Annotated in this window: 22 protein-coding genes and 5 tRNA genes; 7 read left to right on the top strand and 20 right to left on the bottom strand. The window is 56.4% G+C overall.

The window, feature by feature from the left end; all coding sequences use genetic code 11:
• Nucleotides 1–7 precede the first annotated feature (7 nt).
• The 19 genes from luxS to mltB all read right to left on the bottom strand — a co-directional run bounded on the left by luxS (nt 8) and on the right by mltB (nt 14,711).
• Nucleotides 8–523 carry an S-ribosylhomocysteine lyase gene (luxS, locus tag AC007G_RS07630; RefSeq protein WP_004866815.1) on the bottom strand — a complete coding sequence of 172 codons (516 nt, stop codon included), beginning with the start codon at nt 521–523 and terminating at the stop codon, nt 8–10.
• 163 nt (nt 524–686) lie between these two features.
• Nucleotides 687–2,243 carry a glutamate--cysteine ligase gene (gene gshA / locus AC007G_RS07625; RefSeq protein WP_032691083.1) on the bottom strand — a complete coding sequence of 519 codons (1,557 nt, stop codon included), beginning with the start codon at nt 2,241–2,243 and terminating at the stop codon, nt 687–689.
• 183 nt (nt 2,244–2,426) lie between these two features.
• Complete coding sequence (locus AC007G_RS07620) at nt 2,427–2,855, bottom strand: YqaA family protein (protein ID WP_004866820.1); 429 nt, start codon at nt 2,853–2,855, stop codon at nt 2,427–2,429.
• Nucleotides 2,852–3,418: a fructose-1-phosphate/6-phosphogluconate phosphatase gene (yqaB, locus tag AC007G_RS07615; protein ID WP_032691016.1), complete on the bottom strand. Its 567-nt coding sequence runs from the start codon at nt 3,416–3,418 to the stop codon at nt 2,852–2,854. The genes AC007G_RS07620 and yqaB overlap by 4 nt, the downstream gene beginning before the upstream one ends.
• A gap of 121 nt (nt 3,419–3,539) precedes the next feature.
• The gene (locus AC007G_RS07610) at nt 3,540–3,854 is read right to left on the bottom strand and encodes a BON domain-containing protein (RefSeq protein ID WP_004866826.1); all 315 of its coding nucleotides are present in this window, start codon (nt 3,852–3,854) and stop codon (nt 3,540–3,542) included.
• Nucleotides 3,855–4,204: 350 nt separating this feature from the next.
• Nucleotides 4,205–4,281: transfer RNA gene (locus AC007G_RS07605), tRNA-Arg, on the bottom strand.
• A 95-nt stretch (nt 4,282–4,376) separates the two neighbouring features.
• A tRNA-Arg gene (locus tag AC007G_RS07600) sits at nt 4,377–4,453 on the bottom strand.
• A gap of 94 nt (nt 4,454–4,547) precedes the next feature.
• A tRNA-Arg gene (locus tag AC007G_RS07595) sits at nt 4,548–4,624 on the bottom strand.
• A gap of 198 nt (nt 4,625–4,822) precedes the next feature.
• A tRNA-Arg gene (locus AC007G_RS07590) sits at nt 4,823–4,899 on the bottom strand.
• A 4-nt stretch (nt 4,900–4,903) separates the two neighbouring features.
• A tRNA-Ser gene (locus AC007G_RS07585) sits at nt 4,904–4,996 on the bottom strand.
• A gap of 325 nt (nt 4,997–5,321) precedes the next feature.
• Nucleotides 5,322–5,507, bottom strand: coding sequence for a carbon storage regulator CsrA (csrA, locus tag AC007G_RS07580; RefSeq protein WP_000906486.1), 186 nt, complete (start codon nt 5,505–5,507; stop codon nt 5,322–5,324).
• Between the two features lie 238 nt (nt 5,508–5,745).
• Nucleotides 5,746–8,373, bottom strand: coding sequence for an alanine--tRNA ligase (gene alaS, locus AC007G_RS07575; RefSeq protein WP_032691014.1), 2,628 nt, complete (start codon nt 8,371–8,373; stop codon nt 5,746–5,748).
• A gap of 254 nt (nt 8,374–8,627) precedes the next feature.
• Complete coding sequence (gene recX, locus AC007G_RS07570; RefSeq protein WP_032691082.1) at nt 8,628–9,128, bottom strand: recombination regulator RecX; 501 nt, start codon at nt 9,126–9,128, stop codon at nt 8,628–8,630.
• 68 nt (nt 9,129–9,196) lie between these two features.
• Nucleotides 9,197–10,261, bottom strand: coding sequence for a recombinase RecA (gene recA / locus AC007G_RS07565; RefSeq protein ID WP_032691013.1), 1,065 nt, complete (start codon nt 10,259–10,261; stop codon nt 9,197–9,199).
• Nucleotides 10,262–10,341: 80 nt separating this feature from the next.
• On the bottom strand, nt 10,342–10,839 hold the full coding sequence (pncC, locus tag AC007G_RS07560) for a nicotinamide-nucleotide amidase (protein ID WP_032691012.1): 498 nt from the start codon (nt 10,837–10,839) through the stop codon (nt 10,342–10,344).
• Nucleotides 10,840–10,977: 138 nt separating this feature from the next.
• Entirely contained in the window at nt 10,978–11,856 is an 879-nt protein-coding gene (locus AC007G_RS07555) for a metal ABC transporter substrate-binding protein (protein ID WP_032691011.1), read from the bottom strand.
• A 9-nt stretch (nt 11,857–11,865) separates the two neighbouring features.
• A complete protein-coding gene (locus tag AC007G_RS07550; protein WP_032696784.1) occupies nt 11,866–12,729 on the bottom strand; it encodes a metal ABC transporter permease in 864 nt (287 codons plus the stop codon).
• Nucleotides 12,726–13,436, bottom strand: a complete 711-nt coding sequence (locus AC007G_RS07545; RefSeq protein ID WP_163922884.1) for a metal ABC transporter ATP-binding protein — start codon at nt 13,434–13,436, stop codon at nt 12,726–12,728. Before AC007G_RS07545 ends, AC007G_RS07550 begins: the two co-directional genes overlap by 4 nt.
• Nucleotides 13,437–13,637: 201 nt before the next feature.
• Nucleotides 13,638–14,711, bottom strand: a complete 1,074-nt coding sequence (gene mltB / locus AC007G_RS07540; protein ID WP_004866842.1) for a lytic murein transglycosylase B — start codon at nt 14,709–14,711, stop codon at nt 13,638–13,640.
• Between the two features lie 298 nt (nt 14,712–15,009).
• Between mltB and srlA the strand changes: the two genes are divergently transcribed.
• From srlA to gutQ, 7 genes are all read left to right on the top strand, one after another.
• Nucleotides 15,010–15,573 (top strand): PTS glucitol/sorbitol transporter subunit IIC, encoded by a 564-nt coding sequence (gene srlA / locus AC007G_RS07535; RefSeq protein ID WP_032691008.1) that lies wholly within the window; start codon nt 15,010–15,012, stop codon nt 15,571–15,573.
• Entirely contained in the window at nt 15,570–16,547 is a 978-nt protein-coding gene (gene srlE, locus AC007G_RS07530; RefSeq protein WP_032691007.1) for a PTS glucitol/sorbitol transporter subunit IIB, read from the top strand. Before srlA ends, srlE begins: the two co-directional genes overlap by 4 nt.
• Nucleotides 16,548–16,560: 13 nt before the next feature.
• A complete protein-coding gene (srlB, locus tag AC007G_RS07525) occupies nt 16,561–16,923 on the top strand; it encodes a PTS glucitol/sorbitol transporter subunit IIA (protein ID WP_032691006.1) in 363 nt (120 codons plus the stop codon).
• Between the two features lie 17 nt (nt 16,924–16,940).
• Entirely contained in the window at nt 16,941–17,720 is a 780-nt protein-coding gene (gene srlD / locus AC007G_RS07520) for a sorbitol-6-phosphate dehydrogenase (RefSeq protein WP_032691005.1), read from the top strand.
• A gap of 159 nt (nt 17,721–17,879) precedes the next feature.
• Nucleotides 17,880–18,239 carry a transcriptional regulator GutM gene (gene gutM / locus AC007G_RS07515; RefSeq protein ID WP_032691004.1) on the top strand — a complete coding sequence of 120 codons (360 nt, stop codon included), beginning with the start codon at nt 17,880–17,882 and terminating at the stop codon, nt 18,237–18,239.
• 71 nt (nt 18,240–18,310) lie between these two features.
• Nucleotides 18,311–19,084 carry a glucitol operon DNA-binding transcriptional repressor SrlR gene (srlR, locus tag AC007G_RS07510; RefSeq protein ID WP_032691003.1) on the top strand — a complete coding sequence of 258 codons (774 nt, stop codon included), beginning with the start codon at nt 18,311–18,313 and terminating at the stop codon, nt 19,082–19,084.
• Complete coding sequence (gutQ, locus tag AC007G_RS07505; RefSeq protein ID WP_015585883.1) at nt 19,077–20,042, top strand: arabinose-5-phosphate isomerase GutQ; 966 nt, start codon at nt 19,077–19,079, stop codon at nt 20,040–20,042. The genes srlR and gutQ overlap by 8 nt, the downstream gene beginning before the upstream one ends.
• On the opposite strand, the gene norR is transcribed toward gutQ, so the two are convergent.
• Nucleotides 20,005–21,549: a nitric oxide reductase transcriptional regulator NorR gene (gene norR, locus AC007G_RS07500; protein ID WP_142631021.1), complete on the bottom strand. Its 1,545-nt coding sequence runs from the start codon at nt 21,547–21,549 to the stop codon at nt 20,005–20,007. The genes gutQ and norR overlap by 38 nt on opposite strands.
• Nucleotides 21,550–21,670 lie beyond the last annotated feature (121 nt).

Genomic DNA, 21,670 nt, shown 5'->3' with positions numbered 1-21,670 from the left:
AGCAGAACTAAATGTGCAGTTCTTGCAGGGTTTCTTTCGGCAGGGCCAGCTCATCGTTGCTGTTGATGCGCACATCGCGCTCGATGATATGGCGTGCGATCTCCTGAGCTTCTTCCAGCGAGTGCATGGTATAGGTACCGCACTGGTAGACGTTCAGTTCCGGGATCTGCTTCTGATCTTTCACTTTCAGCACATCGGCCATCGCCGCTTTCCAGGCGTCGGCTACGCGCTGCTCATCCGGCGTACCAATCAGGCTCATATAGAAGCCCGTACGGCAGCCCATCGGAGAGATGTCGATAATTTCCACACCATTGCCGTTCAGGTGGTCGCGCATAAAGCCCGCGAACAGGTGCTCAAGAGTATGGATCCCTCTTTCCGGCATCACTTCCTGGTTTGGTACGCAAAAACGCAGATCGAAAACGGTAATTTCATCGCCGTGCGGCGTGTTCATTTTCTTCGCAACGCGCACCGCCGGTGCTTCCATGCGGGTATGGTCGACTGTGAAACTATCTAACAACGGCATTCTTCACCTCCGATAGTGATTTTTTTTAAAATAAAATGAACTCTTCTTACACCCGCGAGTCTGAGTATATGAAAGACGCGCATTTATTATCATCATCATCCCTGAATCAGAGATGAAAGTTTGGCCACATTGATGTGGCCTTTTTCTTTTGTACCGCTTTTTGCTACGCGTGTCTTGCTAACAGGGCTTCAAACGGCTCGCTATCTTCCGCTTCCACCTTCTGCTGGCGCTTCACTGAAGCTTCACGTTCAGCGATAAAATCGTCTTCACGCAAAATTTCCAGCGGCTCTTCCCGCAGCATCGTACGATATTGATCGGCCAGCTCCCTACCGGTGCCGCCAATCCCTTCTTCAAGCATAGAACGCAGAATGCGGGCTGAGAAAGTTAATTCCGGATCGTCGAAGCTGGCAACCAGCTCGTCACACACCTGCTGGTAGGCTTCGCCACCGTGGATGCTATCTAAAGTCTGCGCCACGCGACGCAAATCACGGAACAGATCTTTACCCACTTTAGCCAGCGGGAACTGCGCGCTTTCGCAGCCGATACCCAGCGTCAGGCCCGGCTTACGGCCTTCCAGAATCACGCGATTCCAGTTGGTGCGCGTGCACAGCAGCTCATCGCTGCTCATTTCCGGCGCATCGGCCAGCACGCACCAGACCATAAACAGGTCGAGGAAACGCACCTGCTGCTCGTCAACGCCAATCGGCGAGAACGGGTTGATATCCAGCGAGCGGACTTCGATATATTCAATACCGCCGCGCAGCAGCGCATCGGAAGGGGTCTCACCGCTGCGGGTCACACGCTTCGGCCGAATTGGCGCGTAGAGTTCGTTCTCAATCTGCAGAATATTGCTGTTGATTTGCAGATGCTTGCCGTCTTTCTCGAGGCCAATCCGGGCATACTCTTCCGACGGCGTTTTAATCGCCCGCTTCAATCCTGCCACATACTCGTGGAGATCGTTAAACGTAATCCCGAGATTGCTTTGCGACTTATTGGTATAACCCAGATCGCTCAGGCGCAGCGAGGTCGCATAAGGCAGGTAGTACATGCCATTTTCCGCTTTCTCAAACGGCAGCGTCGTCGGTTTGCCCTGCAGGAACGAAGAACAGATGGCCGGGGAGGCGCCGAACAGGTATGGGATCACCCAGCCAAAGCGGTAATAGTTACGAATTGAACGGAAATAGCCGGCGGAAATCGCCTCTTTGCCGCTCTCCGCATCGTCAACGCCGCACTTCGCCTGCCAGAAAGCCATCGGCAGCGAGAAGTTATAGTGCACGCCGGAGATAGTTTGCATCAGCGCGCCATAGCGGTTCTTCAACCCCTCGCGGTACAGCGTTTTCAGACGGCCAATATTCGAGGTGCCATACTGCGCCAGTTCGATGTCCTGACCAGGAGCAATGTAGCAAGGCATGCTCAGTGGCCACATCCGCTCATCGCCCAGCTGGCGAGCGGTATAGCGATGAACATCGCGCATAATGGTGAGCATATGCTGAATGTCGCCATCAACCGGCGTAATAAACTCCAGCAGCGCTTCAGCAAAGTCGGTAGTAATCCATTTATGGGTCAGCGCCGAGCCAAGGGCCTGAGGGTGACCGGTCGTCGCCAGTGAACCATCGGCATTGACGCGCAGCGTTTCACGCTCAAGACCACGTTGGATACCCTGAAGAGCCTGTGGATTTTTTTCCAGCCAGGCCAGCGCCTGTGATACATCCGGGATCAATTTGACCTCCCGCCTGTCGAAATCGTTTGAATAAGCATAATTGTAATGGTGACCATACAGGTTATCCCAGAAGACGTTACTGTTGCCGGTTCCGCGCACGAAAACCGGAGCGCACTGGCAGTACGTGCGGATTTCGGGCACAAACCGCTAACACGGCCTGCCGGGATAGTCTTAGTTCCACAATTAGTGCCACCACGTCATGCCCTGAAGCGTTACCACCGCAATGACGATATAGCGTAACGCTTTGCCAAGGCATAAGAAAAAAAGTACCGGCCCCCAGGAGATGCGCATCCATCCCGCCAGCAGACACAGTAAATCGCCGATAACCGGCGCCCAGCTTAATAATAATGTGACCGCGCCGTAGCGCTTTAACCAGCCGGTTGCTTTTTCCTGCCAGCGCGATGTTTTGCGCAGCGGAAACAGGCGCCCCAGAATAACGTTAGTTACCCCTCCAAGGCTATTGCCGATTGTTGCTATTAATACCAGGGCCCACGGTTGGCTTGCCCCCGTAAGTAGCATAGCAACCAGCACAACTTCCGAATTGCCGGGAAGTAAGGTGGCGCTCAAAAAACTACTGGCAAACAGCGAGATCAGCGACAGTGCGTCGCTCACAACAAGCGCACGTCCACGGCATCCATCCCCGCACGCTTCGCCGCCTGCAGACCAAAATCAGCATCTTCAAAAACGACGCATGTTTCCGGCGCGACACCCATGCGCTCCGCGCAAAGCAGAAAGGTATCGGGCGCGGGTTTATGATTCTGGACATGATCGGCGGCAATCACCGCCGCAAAGTAATGACGCAGGCCGAGGTGCGCCAACAGCGCCTCAGCTACGGCGCTTTCGCTGCCGGTACCGACCGACATCGGACGGCGCCCGTGCCATGCCTTCACCACCTCTATCAGCGGTAAGGGGCGCACGCTATCCAGCAGCATGGCCTTCACGGCCACGGTTTTTTCCTCCGCCAGGCGGTGGGGATCTAAATCAGCGTGATTCAGTTCGATAATCGCCTGGGCTATACGCCAGGTCGGAGAACCATTGAGCGCGACCATCGCCTGCTCGTCGAAACGCATTCCGTATCGGCCCAGGACCTCGTGCCACGCCTTACGATGCGTCGGTTCGGTATCAAGGATGGTGCCATCCATATCAAAGATCAGTCCTGCGTAACGTTCGTACATCGTGTTCTCACAAACCGGGTAAGAAAACGTTACTTTATCGCAAAAGGCGCATGTTGTCGCGGCCAGCGCCTCAGGCAATAAAGGCGCCTTCGGGGCGCCTTTATATGATTCACATCTTGATTTATTTGATTTTTAAATCATTCTCAACCAAACGAACGCCCTGCACTCTGCGGGTGACTTCTACCGCGCGGCTGGCATCCTTCGCTGATGAGACAAAACCACTCAGCTGAACACGTCCTTTAAAGGTCTGTACGCTAATTTCAGAAGACTTAATGTCTTTTTCGTTAAACAGCGCCGTTTTAACCTTCGTGGTGACGACGGTATCATCAATATAGCCACCGGTACTTTCCTTTGTGGGCGATCCCGCACAGCCAGCTAACGATACGGCTACCAGAAGCGTCGCACAAAACGCAGGTATTGCTTTGAACCATTTCATGGATTTCTCTCCTTGCACTCATCTCACCCAAATCAGATCGATACATACGGGTAAATTATAGTGGAAAGAGTCACTTGCCAATAAAAAAAGTTCACTAAGCGGCGTTGAAAGAGATCCGCCGCCGGAATGATCTAAGCAGCTTTTGCCAGAAAAGGCAGACAAGGAACGGATAAATGGTTTGGGGTTTGGGGTTTTACGAAAAAGGAGGATCTGAAGAAGATGGTGCATCCGGGAGGATGACTCGTTTTACTCGCCCTACGGGCCGTTGCTTACGCAACGTTATCCTCCCTGGTGCTGGCGATAATTTCGCAGACCATGAAGCGACAAAGTTGATGTGAATCTGGAGAAGATGGTGCATCCGGGAGGATTCGAACCTCCGACCGCTCGGTTCGTAGCCGAGTACTCTATCCAGCTGAGCTACGGATGCATCAGGGAGAACTGCTTTACTACATTATCTTCGCTGGTACTGGCGATTATCTCGCAGACCGTGAAACAACAGTTCGACTGTCATTTCGGAGAAGATGGTGCATCCGGGAGGATTCGAACCTCCGACCGCTCGGTTCGTAGCCGAGTACTCTATCCAGCTGAGCTACGGATGCATCAGGGAGAACTGCTTTACTAATTATCTTCGCTGGTACTGACGATTATCTCGCAGACCGTGAAACAACAGTTCGGCTGTCATTTCGGAGAAGATGGTGCATCCGGGAGGATTCGAACCTCCGACCGCTCGGTTCGTAGCCGAGTACTCTATCCAGCTGAGCTACGGATGCATCAGGGAGAACTGCTTTACTACGCGTCAGTGTCACATCTAACACTTGCCACACTGAGTAAGATGGTGCATCCGGGAGGATGACTCGGCTGTCGCCTCGCCCTACGGGCCGTTGCTAATGCAACGTTATCCTTCCTGGTGCTTGCGGTTATTACCGCTACCTCAACCACCCCTTCATCGCTGAAGAAATGGAAAAATATGGTGCATCCGGGAGGATTCGAACCTCCGACCGCTCGGTTCGTAGCCGAGTACTCTATCCAGCTGAGCTACGGATGCAAAATGGCGGTGAGGCGGGGATTCGAACCCCGGATGCAGCTTTTGACCGCATACTCCCTTAGCAGGGGAGCGCCTTCAGCCTCTCGGCCACCTCACCACACGCCTCTTACGAGTGCTTCGAAGAACTTGTTTCTGCTCTTCGTCGCTGCGATGGCGCACATATTACTTTCTGGTACTTATAAGTCAAACAATTTTTCGAGACCTTTTTCCGTTTGCACACTTACCGCGCAATTAGCCTGCAAAAACGGCAAAAAGAGTGTTTTATCAACAGGAATTCAGGGGTTTCGGCCAACGGCAGGCAAAAGATAAATGTTGCGAACGATGGGCTATAAACAAAAAACAAGGTAGCAGAAGAAGAAAAGTCAGAAAGAAAAACGGGAGCTGGGGGGGTGCGCCTCACGGAATCGCGAGGCGCGAAAACCTTAGTAACTGGACTGCTGGGATTTTTCAGCCTGGATACGCTGGTAGATCTCTTCACGATGCACGGAGACTTCTTTAGGGGCATTAACGCCAATACGTACCTGGTTACCCTTAACCCCTAAAACTGTCACAGTGACCTCATCTCCAATCATGAGGGTCTCACCAACTCGACGAGTCAGAATCAGCATTCTTTGCTCCTTGAAAGATTAAAAGAGTCGGGTCTCTCGTATCCCGGCATTATCCATCATATAACGCCAAAAAGTAAGCGATGACAAACACCTTACGGTGTAAGCAGTCACGGCATCACATTCTGTTAAACCTAAGTTTAGCCGATATACACAACTTCAACCCGACTTTATCGTTATCAGTGCTTCTCTCGCAAGCTACCGTTATCCGAGGATAACGGTAGCTATGCATTTATAGTTATTACAGTTTTGCGCTGACCCAGCCTTTCACACTGGCTAACGCTGCAGGGAGAGCAGACGCATCGGTACCGCCGGCCTGAGCCATATCCGGACGACCGCCCCCTTTGCCACCCACCTGCTGGGCGACCATACCAACCAGCTCCCCTGCTTTCACGCGATCTGTCACATCCTTAGACACACCGGCAATCAGAGAAACCTTACCATCCGCCACCGTGGCTAACACAACGACCGTAGAACCCAGTTGGTTTTTCAGGTCATCAACCATGGTACGCAGCATTTTCGGTTCAACGCCGGCCAGCTCGCTGACCAGCAATTTGACGCCGTTAATCTCTTCTGCTTTGCTGGAGAGGTTTGCGCTCTCCTGCGCCGCAGCCTGCTCTTTCAGCTGCTGCAGCTCTTTTTCCAGTAGGCGAGTACGTTCCAGCGCGGCACGCACTTTATCGCCAAGGTTATGGCTGTCGCCCTTCAGCAACTGTGCAATATCGCCCAGCAGATCGCTCTGCGCGTGCAGATACGCAATTGCGCCTTCGCCAGTCACCGCCTCAATACGGCGAACGCCGGCAGCGGTACCGGATTCAGAGGTAATACGGAACAGGCCAATATCACCGGTACGCGAGGCGTGAGTACCGCCGCACAGCTCGGTGGAGAAATCGCCCATGCTCAGTACGCGAACGCGATCGTCATATTTCTCGCCGAACAGCGCCATCGCGCCGGACTCTCGTGCCGCATCGATATCCATAATGTTGGTTTCAACCGGCAGGTTGCGACGGATCTGCGCGTTGACCAGATCTTCCACCGCGCGAATCTCTTCCGGCTTCATGGCTTCGAAGTGAGAAAAGTCAAAGCGCAGCGCTTTGTCATTCACCAGCGAGCCCTTCTGCGCCACATGCGTACCCAGAACCTGACGTAATGCCGCATGCATCAGGTGAGTCGCCGAGTGGTTCAGACGAATACGCTGACGGCGAGCCCGATCGACATCAGCCTCCAGCGCATCGCCCACTTTCAGCGCGCCATGGGTCAGTTTACCGATATGACCAATGGCCTGGCCGTATTTCTGCGTATCGTTGACCGCGAAGGAGAAGCCAGCGCCTTTCAGTTCGCCTTTATCGCCCACCTGGCCACCGGATTCTGCGTAGAACGGCGTTTGATCCAGAATGACAACCGCTTCCTGGCCCGCCGTTACGCTATCAACGGCTTTGCCGTCGATGAACAGGGCGGTCACTTTCGCGTTCAGTTCCAGGTGGTCATAGCCTTTAAATTCAGAAGCGCCGTCAACGCGAATCATCGCATTGTAGTCTGCGCCAAAGCCGCTGGACTCGCGCGCACGACGACGCTGCTCTTCCATTGCGGCTTCAAAGCCGGCTTCGTCGACTTTAATATTGCGCTCGCGGCAAACGTCAGCGGTCAGGTCAACCGGGAAACCATAGGTATCGTACAGGCGGAAAGCGGTTTCGCCATCCAGCGTGTCGCCCTTCAGCTTGCTCAGCTCTTCATCCAGCAGCGCCAGACCGCGCTCCAGCGTACGCGCGAACTGCTCTTCTTCGGTTTTCAGCACATGCTCAACCTGAGCCTGCTGCTGCTTCAGCTCTTCACCGGCGGCGCCCATCACCTCAATCAGCGGAGCAACCAGTTTCCAGAAGAAGGTCTCTTTCGCGCCCAGCATGTTGCCATGACGCACGGCACGACGAATGATACGACGCAGCACGTAGCCACGGTTTTCATTCGACGGGATGACGCCATCGGCAATCAGGAATGCGCAGGAACGAATATGGTCAGCGATAACGCGCAGCGATTTGTTCGTCAGGTCGGTTGCGCCGGTGACTTTCGCGACGTTCTCAATCAGAGTGCGGAACAGGTCGATATCATAGTTGGAGTTGACGTGCTGCAGAACGGCAGCAATACGCTCCAGGCCCATACCGGTGTCGACGGATGGCTTCGGCAGCGGCTCCATGGTGCCGTCGGCCTGACGGTTAAACTGCATGAAGACGATGTTCCAGATCTCAATGTAGCGATCGCCATCTTCTTCCGGGCTTCCCGGAGGACCGCCCCAGATGTGGTCACCGTGGTCGAAGAAGATTTCGGTACACGGACCGCACGGACCGGTATCGCCCATCTGCCAGAAGTTGTCAGAAGCGAACGCCGCGCCTTTATTATCGCCAATGCGGATAATACGCTCACGTGGAACGCCGACCTCATTCGCCCAGATATCGAAGGCTTCGTCATCGGTTTCGTAGACGGTAACCCACAGTTTATCTTTCGGCAGCGCGAACCAGTTTTCCCCGGTCAGCAGTTCCCATGCGTATTTGATGGCATCCTGCTTGAAGTAATCGCCGAAGCTGAAGTTACCCAGCATTTCAAAGAAGGTATGGTGACGCGCGGTGTAACCGACGTTTTCCAGATCGTTGTGTTTACCACCCGCACGAACGCAACGCTGCGCGGTCGTCGCGCGAGAATAATGGCGTTTGTCGAGACCCAGGAAAACATCCTTGAACTGGTTCATCCCGGCGTTGGTAAACAGCAGGGTCGGGTCGTTGTGCGGCACCAGGGAGCTGCTCGCAACGACCTGGTGTCCCTTGCTATGGAAAAAATCGAGAAACGCCTGACGGATCTCAGCAGTGCTCTTGCTCATAATTATCCTGAAATCAAGCTATACACTTCACCTTTCACGCTGCCTCTACGCGGGCTGCGCTCGTTCACCTCGGCCACGTACCTCTGTACGATCCAGGTGACTCACTCCCCTGCTGCCTTGACGCAGCGCGAATGATTTTGTGTATAAGGAATAATCGTCGTGGGCGCTGATTGCCTGTTAACAGCCAGCGACCGGACGGAATAAAGTGGGAATAAGATAAGTTTTCTTTACTGGGAAGTAAAATACCCGATGGGTCAATCTGCAAAATTTCGCCAGATTTCCTGAATATCTTCCATCAGGTAGCCACGGTACAGCAAAAACCGCTGGATTTTGACTTTATCAGCAAATGCCGTCGGGAGCGGTTCGCCATATTTGCGCTGCGCCTGCTCTTTCGCCAGCGCGGCCCAGTCAATATCACACTCGCGCATCGCGCTTTCGCTGACGTCGCGGGGAATACCTTTCTGATTGAGCTCCTGGCGGATACGCGCCGGGCCATATCCTTTGCGGCTACGGCTGCCAATAAACTGGCGAACAAAGCGACCGTCGTCCAGGTAACGGTTCTCAATGCACCAGGCGACAACGGTGTCTACCTCTTCCGGCGTGACGTCCAGCGTCTCCGGGCCATTTTTGCCCAGTACCGGAGCAGCGAGTTTACGCCGCAGCTCCTGTTCGCTATGGTCGCGCATCGCCAGGATGCGGATTGCGCGGTCCAGCAGGCGGGCATAGCCGGAACGGCGGGATGAAGGTTCAGTCACGGGCACCTCGACAATCAAAAAGCAAAAGGGCTGCATCCGCAGCCCTTCGTTATCTTTTAATGAGATTATCAGAAATCTTCGTGGGTTTCTTCTGCACCCGCGCCGTTACCGTCAACCACGAAGTCCGGTGTGGAGTCCTGGTTACTCAGCAGCAGCTCACGCACTTTTTTCTCAATCTCTTTTGCCGCCGCCGGGTTATCTTTCAGCCACGAGATAGCATTTGCTTTACCCTGGCCGATCTTATCGCCGTTGTAGCTGTACCATGCGCCCGCTTTCTCGATCAGCTTCTCTTTCACGCCCAGGTCAACCAGCTCGCCATAGAAGTTGATACCTTCGCCGTAAAGAATCTGGAACTCAGCCTGTTTGAACGGCGCGGCGATTTTGTTTTTCACGACTTTGACGCGAGTTTCGCTGCCGATGACGTTATCGCCATCTTTTACCGCACCGATACGACGGATATCGAGACGCACAGAGGCGTAGAATTTCAGCGCGTTACCACCGGTGGTGGTTTCCGGGTTACCGAACATCACGCCAATTTTCATACGAATCTGGTTGATGAAGATCAGCAGCGTATTGGACTGCTTCAGGTTACCGGCCAGCTTACGCATCGCCTGACTCATCATACGCGCCGCGAGGCCCATGTGAGAGTCGCCGATTTCGCCTTCGATTTCCGCTTTCGGCGTCAGCGCCGCCACGGAGTCGACAACGATAACGTCTACGGCGCCAGAACGCGCCAGCGCGTCACAGATTTCCAGCGCCTGTTCGCCGGTGTCCGGCTGAGAGCACAGCAGGTTGTCGATGTCGACGCCCAGCTTACGCGCATAAACAGGATCCAGCGCGTGCTCCGCATCGATAAATGCACAGGTTTTACCTTCACGCTGCGCGGCGGCGATAACCTGCAGGGTCAGTGTCGTTTTACCGGACGATTCAGGCCCGTAGATTTCGACGATACGGCCCATCGGCAAACCGCCGGCACCCAGGGCGATATCCAGTGAAAGCGAACCGGTGGAGATAGTTTCCACATCCATGGAACGGTCTTCACCCAGGCGCATGATGGAGCCTTTGCCGAACTGTTTTTCAATCTGGCCCAGTGCTGCCGCCAACGCTTTCTGTTTGTTTTCGTCGATAGCCATTTTTACTCCTGTCATGCCGGGTGAAACCGGGTGGTGAATTCTGTTCTGTTGAGGCAATTATACTGTATAGTCATACAGTATCAAGTATTTTGTAGAAATTGTTGCCAGAGGAGATTTAGCGCATAAGCCGTTGCCTGACGACGCACCGCCTCCCGGTCTCCGGCAAAACATTCACGCCGGGTAACGCCCTGCCCGTTCGCGCAGGCCACGCCAAACCACACCGTTCCGACAGGTTTTTCCGCACTGCCACCATCCGGCCCGGCGATGCCGCTTACCGAAATAGCATAGGTGGCACGCGCCGCACGCAGCGCGCCAACGGCCATCTCAACTACCACCGGCTCGCTTACCGCGCCATGGCCGAGGAGCGTGACCTCGCTGACGCCGATCATCTGCGATTTGGCTTCATTGCTGTAGGTCACGAACCCTCGTTCAAACCACGCTGAACTGCCGGCGATGTCGGTGAGCACTTTCGCGACCCAACCGCCGGTACAGGACTCCGCCGTGGTCACCGTCGCACCGCGAGCTTTTAATGCCAGCCCGACCTGCTCACTCAGTTGCTTTAATTCAGAATCTGTCATTATCGCCCCGTTTAAGCCAGATAAAGAGGCCATCAAAGATAGCACTTTCAGCACAGATATGGGGATGAGGTCATGAATTTACGAGAGGGCTTCCGAAAATGAGCGGCCCCGACGACGTCGGGACCGTCAACGCGCGGGTTACTTCATACTGGCGGCGATCAGTTCGACGTTATGGCGTAACATTTTCACGTAGCTATCCGCCACGCCGCCGGGTTTCGAGAGCGCTTCCGGATAGAGCTCTCCCCCCGGCTGCGCGCCAGTAGCGGCCGCAATTTGTTTCACCAGACGCGGATCGAGCTGGTTTTCCATAAACCAGGTATGGACGCCGTCGGCCTTAATTTGTTGAATCAGCGCCGCCACCTGCGCCGCGCTGGCTTCGCTTTCTGACGACAGCCCCTGTGGTGCCAGGAAGGTCACGCCATAGGCGCGGCCAAAGTAGCCAAACGCATCATGGCTGGTGAGCACTTTGCGTTTTGCCAGCGGAATTGCCGTAAACTGTTTTTTTGCCCAACCGTCGATTTCAGTCAGTTGGCCGATATAGCGTTGCCCGGATGTCTCCAGCGCAGCCTTATCTTGCGGATCGGCTTTGATCAGGCCGTTGAGAATATTTTGCGCGTAAAGCGCGCCGTTAGCGGCGCTGTTCCACGCATGAGGATCGGTAACCGTTTTCCCCTCCTCATTGAGCGTGTGCGTTTTTACGCCGGTAGACGCCACCACCAGTTCGCCTTTAAAACCCGAAGCTTTGATTAATCTGTCGACCCAGCCTTCCAGTCCCAGACCATTAACCACCACCACATCGGCTTTGCTCAGCAAGGCGCTATCCTGCGGTGAAGGTTCAAAGGTATGCGGATCGCCGTCCGGTCCCACCAGCGTATCAACATGGACATGTTCGCCCCCCACCTGCTGCACCATATCGCCCAGCACGGAAAAACTACTCACCACGTTGAGCGTTTTCGCCATCGCACCCTGCGTTGCGAGGCCTAGCGCCAGCGCCAGAATGACTGCGGTACGTTTCATCATATTTCCTTACCCCATTAATTTACGCCAGCTGACGACCAGTCGGCTGCGCGTGCCAAAGAACACCGAAATAAAAAAGAGCCCGCTGGCGGTCAACACGATGGACGGCCCGGCCGGTAAATTCGCCGTCCACGACAGGCTTAACCCCATCCAGGCGCAAAAGCCGCCCATCAGCGCCGCCAGCAGCAAGGTACCGGGCAAGGTTCGCGCCCAGCAGCACGCCGCTACCGCCGGCAGCATCATCACGCCAACCGCCATCAGCGTCCCCAGCACCTGGAATCCAGCGACCAGATTGAGCACCAGCAGCGCCAGGAACAGACCGTGCAGCAGGGCCGGGAGCCGCGGATGGTTCACCTGCAGCCAGGCGCTATCAAAGGCTTCGCTAACCAACCCACGATAAAGCAGCGCGATGCAGAGCAGCGTCAGGCTGGCGACCCCGCTGACAAACAGCGCCGCGTCGTTATCCACCGCCAGAATCGAGCCAAACAGCAGATGCAGCAGATCAACGCTGGAGCCGCGAAGCGACACCAGCGTCACTCCCAGCGCCAGCGACCCGAGGTAAAACCCGGCAAAGCTGGCATCCTCTTTCAGCGGCGTGCGTCGGCTGACCCAGCCCGCCACCAGCGCCACGGCAATTCCGGCGATAAAACCGCCGATAGTCATGGCCAGCAGCGACATGCCGCTCACCAGGTAGCCCACCGCCACGCCGGGTAAAATGGCGTGCGACAGCGCATCGCCCATCAGACTCATGCGTCGCAGCAGTAAGAAGACGCCAAGCATGGTCGTGCTCAGAGAGAGCGCGAGGCACACCAGCAGCGCGCGGCGCATAAAGCCGAATTCAATGAAGGGCTGGAAAAAGGTATGCCAGATCATGCCAGCCTCGCAGAGCCGAAAGCGGGCAGCACGTCGTCCGTATTACCCCAGCGGGCGCGCTGCGGTTCCAGCAGCAGCGTTTCCGGGAAGTATTCAGCGACGCGCTGGTTATCATGCAACACCGCCAGTACCGTCTGCCCCTGCTGATGCATCTCAAGGATCAGCCCCATCAGCTCGCGGCTGGTAGCTTCATCAATGCCGGTAAAGGGTTCATCCAGCATAACCAGCGGCGCCTGTTGCACGATGACTCTGGCAAACAGCATTCGCTGGAACTGCCCGCCGGAGAGCGCCTCAATCGGCGTTTTCGCCATCGATGTCAGCCCCACGCGCTCCAGCGCGGCGCCGATACGCCGCCGGAACTCGCTACGGATCCCCCCCAGCAAAGAGACATGCGGCCAGGCGCCCTGACTCACCACGTCCTGTACCGTCAGCGGAAACTGCGATTCGAGGGCATGGCGCTGCGCCAGCCAGCCAATCACCGGACGCGATACCGTCCAGCGCAACCTGCCGCTGACCGGAGGAATAAAGCCGGCCAGCGTTTTCAACAGCGTTGATTTACCGCAGCCGTTCAGGCCGACAATGGCCGTCATACTGCCTGTCGCTATTACGCCGCTGAGGGCCGGCGTAATAGCCAGCTCTTCGTAACCGGCTACCAGATGATCGAGTTCAATCATGGCAGGGTTACCGCCCACCAGGTCGCCAGCCACAGGAGCGCCAGCAGCACACAGGCGATTCCTGCGCGTACCGCTGCGGATGTCATAAAAAGAGAAGTCACAGTCTTACCCAATCAATATGTTATAACGTAACAATATTAGATTGACGGAAAAATGTAAATCAGCGTCAACGGCGGGAAATGCTGCAAAATGTAACGGAACTCCCCTCATGACGAGGGGAGTATCGGGGAAAAGTTACTGTCCGCGGGCCTGAGAAACGGCCAGACCGAGCTGCCAGACGGCCATCGCGTAGTGGGTACTGTGGTTATAGCGGGTAATGGTGTAGAAGTTCGGCAGACCATACCAGTACTGGTAACCGGTACCGATATCCAGACGCAGCAGGCTGGCCTGCTGATGGTTGCCCAGCGGTTGCGTCGGCGTCAAGCCTGCCGCCGTAAGCTGCGAAATGCTGTAGTTGGTTTTGAAGCCATTCTCCAGGCCCGGCGCCTGACCCAGCGCCTGTACCGCAACCTGATCGCCGCTCACCCAGCCGTGCTGTTTGAAATAGTTCGCCACGCTGCCGATCGCGTCCACCGGATCCCACAGGTTAATGTGCCCGTCGCCATTGAAGTCCACCGCATACTGTTTATAAGAAGATGGCATAAACTGACCGTAGCCCATTGCTCCGGCGAAAGAACCTTTCAGGTTTAACGGATCATCTTGCTCGCTGCGCGCCATCAGCAGGAAGGTTTCCAGCTCACCAGAAAAATAGTCGGCGCGACGCGGGTAGCTAAACGACAGCGTCGCCAGGGCGTCGAGAATGCGGGTTTTGCCCATCACGCGACCCCAGCGGGTTTCTACGCCAATAATCCCGACGATAATTTCCGGCGGCACGCCGTACACCTGCCAGGCGCGGTTCAGCGCATCCTGATACTGGTTCCAGAATACGACACCGTTCTGCACGTTATCCGGAGTAATAAACTGTTTTTTGTAACGCAGCCAGGCGCCGTTAGGCCCTGACGGCGGCAGTCCGCTCGGCGCCTGGCGGTCCATCAGGCGCAGGACGTAATCCAGGCGTTTCGCCTGCGAGAGGATCTCATGCAGCTGCTGTCTGTCGAAGCCATGCTTGCTCACCATTTTATCGATGAACTGCTCCGCCGCCGGGTTGTTAGCGAAATCGCCCCCCATCTCCATCACATTATGCTGCGGCTCCAGCAAAAAACCGCCGCCTCCCGCCGTCTGGGGTTCTGCGGTGGTTTTAGGTTTGCTGCTACAGGCAGCGAGGAGAACACACAGGGGAAGTAAAGCCAGATAGCGACGCTTCAACATGGGACATCCGTTTAACAAATTTGGCAAAGGATAATTATGGTAAAGCATGCGGCCGTCAACAAGGAAGCGGCAATGTATTTGCGGACAAAATAGTCCCGACAGCACCGCCCTTTCCGGTTCATTATCCGTCCGTTCATCTTCCCCTGGCCTCGGCTAACCTCCCTCTGAGCACGCATAAACTTTCAAAATAAAATATTTACCTTTCATTTTGCGATCAATTTAACACTTTTAAACCTTTCAAAGTGATTAAAATGAGCTGCCAGTTAGCAAGAAAAATAACACTCTGAAGGAGAGAACAATGATTGAAGTCATTACCCACGGCGCCGAATGGTTTATCGGCCTGTTTCAGAAGGGAGGCGAGGTGTTTACCGGTATGGTCACCGGGATCCTGCCCCTGCTGATCAGTCTGCTGGTGATCATGAACGCGCTGATCAACTTTATCGGTCAGCAGCGGATCGAAAAGCTGGCGCAACGCTGCGCCGGCAATCCGATCTCACGCTATCTGCTGCTGCCCTGCATCGGCACCTTTGTGTTCTGTAACCCCATGACCCTGAGCCTCGGGCGCTTTATGCCCGAGAAGTACAAGCCCAGCTACTACGCGGCAGCCTCTTACAGCTGTCACTCTATGAATGGCCTGTTTCCCCATATCAACCCCGGCGAGCTGTTTGTCTATCTCGGGATTGCCAGCGGCCTGACCACGCTTGGCCTGCCGTTAGGTCCGCTGGCAGTGAGCTATCTGCTGGTGGGCCTGGTCACCAACTTCTTCCGCGGTTGGATCACCGATCTGACCACCTCGATTTTTGAGAAAAAAATGGGCATCCAGCTTGAGCAAAAAGTCCATCTTTCCGGAGCAACCTCATGACCCGTATTCGTATTGAAAAAGGCGCCAGCGGCTGGGGCGGCCCTCTTGAGCTGGACGCCGTTGCCGGTAAAAAGATCGTCTACATTACCGCCGGTACCCGCCCGGCAATCGTCGACAAGATCGCCAGTCTGACCGGCTGGCAGGCCGTCGACGGGTTTAAAGAAGGCGAGCCGCCGGAAGAGGAGATCGGCGTTGCCATTATCGACTGCGGCGGCACCTTACGCTGCGGCCTTTACCCGAAACGTCGTATCCCGACCGTCAATATCCACGCCACCGGCAAATCCGGCCCGCTGGCGCAATATATCGTCGAAGATATTTACGTCTCCGGGGTGAAAGAAGAGAACATTCGCCTGTTGACCCGCGACGGCACAGCGGCGCCAGAAGCGAAGCCGGGCCAGTCAGCCCCGCGGGATTACGATACCAGCAAAAAAATTACCGAGCAGAGCGATGGCCTGCTGGCGAAGGTCGGCATGGGAATGGGCTCCGTGGTGGCCGTGCTGTTCCAGTCCGGGCGCGACACCATCGACACGGTACTGAAAACCATCCTGCCGTTTATGGCTTTCGTCTCGGCGCTGATCGGCATCATCATGGCCTCCGGCATCGGTGACTGGATTGCCCACGGTCTGGCCCCGCTCGCCAGCCATCCTCTTGGCCTGGTCACGCTGGCCCTGATCTGCTCCTTCCCGCTGCTGTCGCCGTTCCTCGGCCCAGGTGCGGTTATCGCTCAGGTCATTGGCGTGCTGATCGGCGTGCAGATTGGCCTCGGCAATATTCCCCCGCACCTTGCGCTCCCCGCGCTGTTCGCCATTAACGCCCAGGCCGCCTGCGATTTTATTCCGGTTGGCCTGTCGCTTGCCGAAGCCCGTCAGGACACGGTACGCGTCGGCGTTCCTTCGGTGCTGGTGGGACGTTTTCTGACCGGTGCGCCAACGGTGCTGATCGCCTGGTTTGTGTCCGGATTTATTTACCAATAAGAGGTTCCTGAAGATGACCGTGATTTACCAGACCACGATTACGCGCATCGGCGCCAGCGCTACGCTGGCACTGGATGAGGAGATGCTGATTACCTTTCGCGAAGGCGCGCCGGCGGATATCGAGGAATATTGCTTTATTCACAATCACGGCGAGCTGTCCGGCACGCTGATGCCGGGCGCGGAGCTTCAGCTTGGCGAACAACGCTATCCGGTGACCGCCGTCGGCGATGTCGCCGAACAGAATCTGCGTGAGCTTGGCCATATCACGCTGCGCTTTGATGGCCATAGCGAAGCAGAGTTTCCGGGGACGGTCCACGTGTCTGGCCCCGTGCCGGACGCGATCGCACCCGGCTGTATATTGAAATTTGTTGCATGAGTTGTCAGGAGAAGACTATGAATCAGGTTGCTGTTGTCATCGGCGGTGGACAAACCTTAGGCGAGTTTCTGAGCCGGGGCCTTGCCGCTCAGGGGTATCGGGTTGCCGTTGTGGATATCCAAAGCGATAAAGCCACGCGCGTCGCGCAGGCTATCAACGACGAATATGGAGAAGGAATGGCATACGGCTTTGGCGCCGATGCCACCAGCGAGGCCAGCGTGATGGCCCTCGCCCGCGGCGTGGATGAAATATTCGCGCGGGTGGATCTGTTGGTGTATAGCGCCGGAATCGCCAAAGCGGCCTTTATCAGCGATTTCGCGCTCGGTGATTTTGACCGCTCGCTGCAGGTGAATCTGGTGGGCTACTTCCTCTGCGCTCGCGAATTTTCACGGCTGATGATTCGCGATGGGATCAAGGGGCGTATTATTCAGATCAACTCCAAATCCGGCAAAGTCGGCAGCAAGCATAATTCCGGCTATAGCGCAGCGAAGTTTGGCGGCGTCGGGCTGACCCAGTCGCTGGCGCTGGATCTGGCGGAATACGGCATTACCGTTCATGCATTGATGCTGGGCAACCTGCTGAAATCGCCGATGTTCCAGTCGCTGCTGCCGCAATATGCCAGCAAACTGGGTATTGCCGAGGACGAAGTCGAGCAGTATTACATCGACAAGGTGCCGCTGAAACGCGGCTGCGACTATCAGGATGTCCTGAACGTACTGATGTTTTATGCCAGCCCGCAGGCGTCTTACTGCACCGGACAGTCGATTAACATCACCGGCGGTCAGGTCATGTTTTAAACCCGGCGCGACCGGACCGGATGCCGTTTGTTCCCCGGTAGCGCTGCGCTGACCGGGCTACACGCCCGCAGAGATCTGCAGGTCCGTAGCCCGGACAGGCGCAACGCGCCGCCTCCGGGAGAATTGACCCGAACCGCCCCCCCCCCTCAGGAGACTTTTATGGTTAGTGCACTGATTACCGTCGCCGCGATCGCCTGGCTGGCACAACTGGCGCTTGGCGGCTGGCAGATTCGCCAGTTTAATCGCGCCTTTGACCGACTTTGCCAGCAGGGGCGGGTCGGCGTCGGGCGTTCATCGGGCCGCTTCAAACCGCGCGCGATCGTCGCCATCGCCTTTGACGACCACGATCGCGTCAGCGATACGCTGCTGATGCGAGGAGTGACCGTCTTCGCCCGCCCGCAAAAAATCCCCGCGATAAAGGGGCAATATCGTGAGGAATTGCGACCAGATATGATCTTTCCCCAGGATCCGCTCTGTCAGAATGCACTATCATTAGCGCTTAAACCGAAACATGTATAATTTCGTTGTAAAAGTAAATATCTTGCGAAATTATCACTTCGAAACTTAACGCAGGATAGGATACTACCGCTATGAAACCACGTCAGCGCCAGGCAGCCATTGTTGAGCACCTGCAAGCGCAGGGTAAATGCTCGGTTGAAGAGCTGGCGCAACACTTCGACACCACCGGCACCACCATACGCAAGGATCTGGTGATCCTCGAAAATGCCGGCACCGTTATTCGCACCTACGGTGGCGTGGTCCTCAACAAAGATGAGCCCGACCCACCCATCGATCATAAGACGCTCATTAACACCCATAAAAAAGCGCTGATCGCCGAAACAGCGGTGCACTACATCCACGATGGCGATTCGATCATCCTCGATGCCGGCAGCACGGTGCTGCAGATGGTGCCGCTGCTCAGCCGCTTCAATAACATCACGGTCATGACCAACAGCCTGCATATCGTCAACGCCCTCTCCGAACTGGATAATGAACAAACGATCCTGATGCCCGGCGGCACCTTCCGTAAAAAATCGGCCTCCTTTCACGGACAGCTGGCGGAAAACGCCTTCGAGCAGTTCAGCTTCGACAAACTGTTTATGGGTACCGACGGCATCGACCTGAACGCCGGCGTGACGACCTTCAACGAGGTTTATACCGTCAGTAAAGCGATGTGCAATGCCGCCAGAGAAGTGATCCTGATGGCCGACTCATCAAAGTTTGGCCGTAAGAGCCCGAACATCGTCTGCGGCCTCGAGCGCGTGGATAAGCTGATTACCGATGCCGGTATTGACCCGACATTCCAGCGGGCGCTGGAAAAGAAAGGCATCGAAGTGATTATTACTGGAGAAGAACATGAGTAACTTTCTGTTAGAAGCCGGACGCCAGACCCTGATGCTGGAGCTACAGGAGGCCAGCCGCCTGCCAGAACGCCTGGGCGACGACTTCATCCGCGCGGCGGAAACCATCATCCACTGCGAAGGGAAACTGGTGGTCTCCGGTATCGGTAAATCAGGCCATATTGGCAAAAAACTGGCGGCCACTTTCGCCAGTACCGGCACCCCGGCCTTTTTCGTCCATCCGGCGGAAGCGCTGCACGGCGATCTCGGGATGCTTGATGGTCGTGACGTGATGCTATTTATCTCTTACTCCGGCAGCGCCAAAGAGCTGGATCTCATCGTTCCGCGTCTGGAAGAAAAAGGGATCCCGCTGCTGGCGATGACCGGAAAATCGCAATCCCCGCTGGCGCTGGCGGCAAAAGCGGTACTGGATATCGCCGTCGAACGCGAAGCCTGCCCGATGCATCTGGCCCCCACCTCCAGCACCGTCAACACCCTGATGCTCGGCGACGCGCTGGCGATGGCGGTCATGCAGGCCCGCGGTTTCAATGAAGAAGACTTCGCCCGTTCACACCCCGCCGGCGCCCTCGGCGCGCGGCTGCTGAACAAAGTTCACCATCTGATGCGCCGCGATGACGATGTCCCACGCGTCGACCTTGATACCCGCGTGATGGACGCGATGCTGGAGTTAAGTCGTACCGGGCTGGGTCTGGTCGCGGTCTGCGATGCGCAAAACCGCGTGCAGGGCGTCTTCACCGATGGCGACCTGCGCCGCTGGCTGGTCGGCGGCGGGACGCTCAACGATGCCGTTGCCCAGGCGATGACCCGCAACGGCGTCACCCTGCAGGCGGAAAGCCGCGCGGTCGAAGCCAAAGAGCGGCTGATGAAGCACAAAATCAGCGCCGCCCCGGTGGTCGACGAAAACGGCCTTCTGGTTGGAGCGATTAACCTGCAGAACTTCTATCAGGCCGGGATTCTTTAAGCCCCAGACGTTTCGCCAGCCGGTGCAGGTTGGCGACATCCAGCGCCAGCGCGCGGGCGGCAGCGGCCCAGTTGCGATGGTTGTCCGCTAACGCGCGGGAAATCGCCTCGCGCTGGAATGCCTCGGTCGCCGCGCGCAGATTGATCGCCTGCATCGGCACCGCCGGTGTCGCGGCGGGCAGTCCGGGCGCGTCGACGGCAAACTGAAAATGCGTCGGATCCAGCCGCACCTCGTCGCCAGCCTGCGTCGCCCGCGCCAGCACTACCGCGCGATGAATCGCATGTTCCAGCTCGCGCACGTTGCCAGGCCACGGCCAACTGCGCAGACTTGCCCGCGTGGCGTCGCTCAACACCACCTGCGCCAGCCCCATCCGCAAACGACACTGTTCGCAGAAATATCCAGCTAACAGCACCACGTCATCGTCACGATCGCGCAGCGCCGGCACCGAGAGCGGAAACACGCTCAGGCGATGATAGAGATCGGCGCGAAAACGGCCGGCAATCACCTCCTGGCGCAGATCGCGGTTGGTGGCCGCCAGTACCCGCACGTCAACCCTCAGGCTGCGATCGTCGCCCACGCGTTGGATATCGCCATACTGCAATACGCGCAGCAGCTTGGCCTGCAGCGCCAGCGACAGCTCGCCAATCTCATCAAGAAACAGGGTCCCGTTATCGGCCATTTCAAACTTGCCGCTGCGGTGGCTGATAGCCCCGGTAAACGCCCCTTTCACATGTCCGAACAGCTCGCTTTCGGCCACGCTCTCCGGCAGCGCCGCACAGTTCAGATAGATCAGCGGATTGGCCGCCCGCGGCGACCCCTGGTGGACCGCTTTCGCCACCAGCTCTTTGCCGGTGCCTGTTTCGCCGCTAATCAGCACGTTCAAATCCGACGCGGCGACGATATCAATCTCTTTTTTCAGCTGCTGTATCGGCGCCGACAGGCCGATAATCTCCTGGCGGTCGGGGGGCGTATAGCTCGCGCTCGCCTCCGGCAGCACGTTCTGATTTTCGAGGCGGGCAATGAGCAGCGCGTTATTCAGCGCTCCTGCCACCAGCGCGGCAATCAGCCGTAGCTCCTCATCGCTGAAGCTATCGAAACGGTCGGCGTCCATACCGTCGAGGGTCAATGCTCCTATCAGGGTTTGTCCGGCAAACAGCGGCAGCCCCACGCAGGCGTGGACCTTGAGGCTCTCCTGGCCGGGAATCAGCCCGTCATAAGGGTCGGGCAGATCGCTGTCCGCCGGGAAGCGGACGACATCCCCCGCGCGAGCAATCGCCTCCAGCCGCGGGTGCCCGGCCAGCGCAAAGCGTCGCCCCAGCACATCCTGCGCCAGTCCGTCGATAGCCAGCGGCACAAACTGATGAGCGTCGTAGCGCAGCAGCGCCGAGGCATCGCATCCCAGCACCTGCCGCAGGGTGGCTATCAGACGCGAGAATCGATCGGCGTGACCAATATCGCTTTGTAAATCAATGGCGATTTTCGCCAGTACCTCTACGGAAAAGCTCATTGCAGCCTCATTGTCGTTTTGACAGTGATTATTGTCATAACGACTATTTTAACCATTGTCATTTTGACAGCAATCAGTTTAAGCAAAAACACATAATATATTTAAAATCAATCAATTAAAA

This window comes from Klebsiella sp. CSG-1, assembly GCF_056521145.1.
The sequence above is the reverse complement of the archived record's forward strand: the minus strand, read 5'-3'. Positions and strand labels throughout refer to the sequence as shown.

What these genes read in the sequence shown, in the direction of transcription:
- AC007G_RS07610 (WP_004866826.1), bottom strand. Translation starts at nt 3,854, where the DNA reads ATGAAATGGTTCAAAGCAATACCTGCGTTTTGTGCGACGCTTCTGGTA.
- AC007G_RS07550 (WP_032696784.1), bottom strand. Translation starts at nt 12,729, where the DNA reads ATGATCTGGCATACCTTTTTCCAGCCCTTCATTGAATTCGGCTTTATG.
- gutM (WP_032691004.1), top strand. Translation starts at nt 17,880, where the DNA reads ATGGTTAGTGCACTGATTACCGTCGCCGCGATCGCCTGGCTGGCACAA.
- pncC (WP_032691012.1), bottom strand. Translation starts at nt 10,839, where the DNA reads ATGACAGATTCTGAATTAAAGCAACTGAGTGAGCAGGTCGGGCTGGCA.
- luxS (WP_004866815.1), bottom strand. Translation starts at nt 523, where the DNA reads ATGCCGTTGTTAGATAGTTTCACAGTCGACCATACCCGCATGGAAGCA.
- srlR (WP_032691003.1), top strand. Translation starts at nt 18,311, where the DNA reads ATGAAACCACGTCAGCGCCAGGCAGCCATTGTTGAGCACCTGCAAGCG.
- srlA (WP_032691008.1), top strand. Translation starts at nt 15,010, where the DNA reads ATGATTGAAGTCATTACCCACGGCGCCGAATGGTTTATCGGCCTGTTT.
- srlE (WP_032691007.1), top strand. Translation starts at nt 15,570, where the DNA reads ATGACCCGTATTCGTATTGAAAAAGGCGCCAGCGGCTGGGGCGGCCCT.
- csrA (WP_000906486.1), bottom strand. Translation starts at nt 5,507, where the DNA reads ATGCTGATTCTGACTCGTCGAGTTGGTGAGACCCTCATGATTGGAGAT.
- recA (WP_032691013.1), bottom strand. Translation starts at nt 10,261, where the DNA reads ATGGCTATCGACGAAAACAAACAGAAAGCGTTGGCGGCAGCACTGGGC.
- yqaB (WP_032691016.1), bottom strand. Translation starts at nt 3,418, where the DNA reads ATGTACGAACGTTACGCAGGACTGATCTTTGATATGGATGGCACCATC.
- norR (WP_142631021.1), bottom strand. Translation starts at nt 21,549, where the DNA reads ATGAGCTTTTCCGTAGAGGTACTGGCGAAAATCGCCATTGATTTACAA.
- alaS (WP_032691014.1), bottom strand. Translation starts at nt 8,373, where the DNA reads ATGAGCAAGAGCACTGCTGAGATCCGTCAGGCGTTTCTCGATTTTTTC.
- AC007G_RS07555 (WP_032691011.1), bottom strand. Translation starts at nt 11,856, where the DNA reads ATGAAACGTACCGCAGTCATTCTGGCGCTGGCGCTAGGCCTCGCAACG.
- srlD (WP_032691005.1), top strand. Translation starts at nt 16,941, where the DNA reads ATGAATCAGGTTGCTGTTGTCATCGGCGGTGGACAAACCTTAGGCGAG.
- mltB (WP_004866842.1), bottom strand. Translation starts at nt 14,711, where the DNA reads ATGTTGAAGCGTCGCTATCTGGCTTTACTTCCCCTGTGTGTTCTCCTC.
- gutQ (WP_015585883.1), top strand. Translation starts at nt 19,077, where the DNA reads ATGAGTAACTTTCTGTTAGAAGCCGGACGCCAGACCCTGATGCTGGAG.
- srlB (WP_032691006.1), top strand. Translation starts at nt 16,561, where the DNA reads ATGACCGTGATTTACCAGACCACGATTACGCGCATCGGCGCCAGCGCT.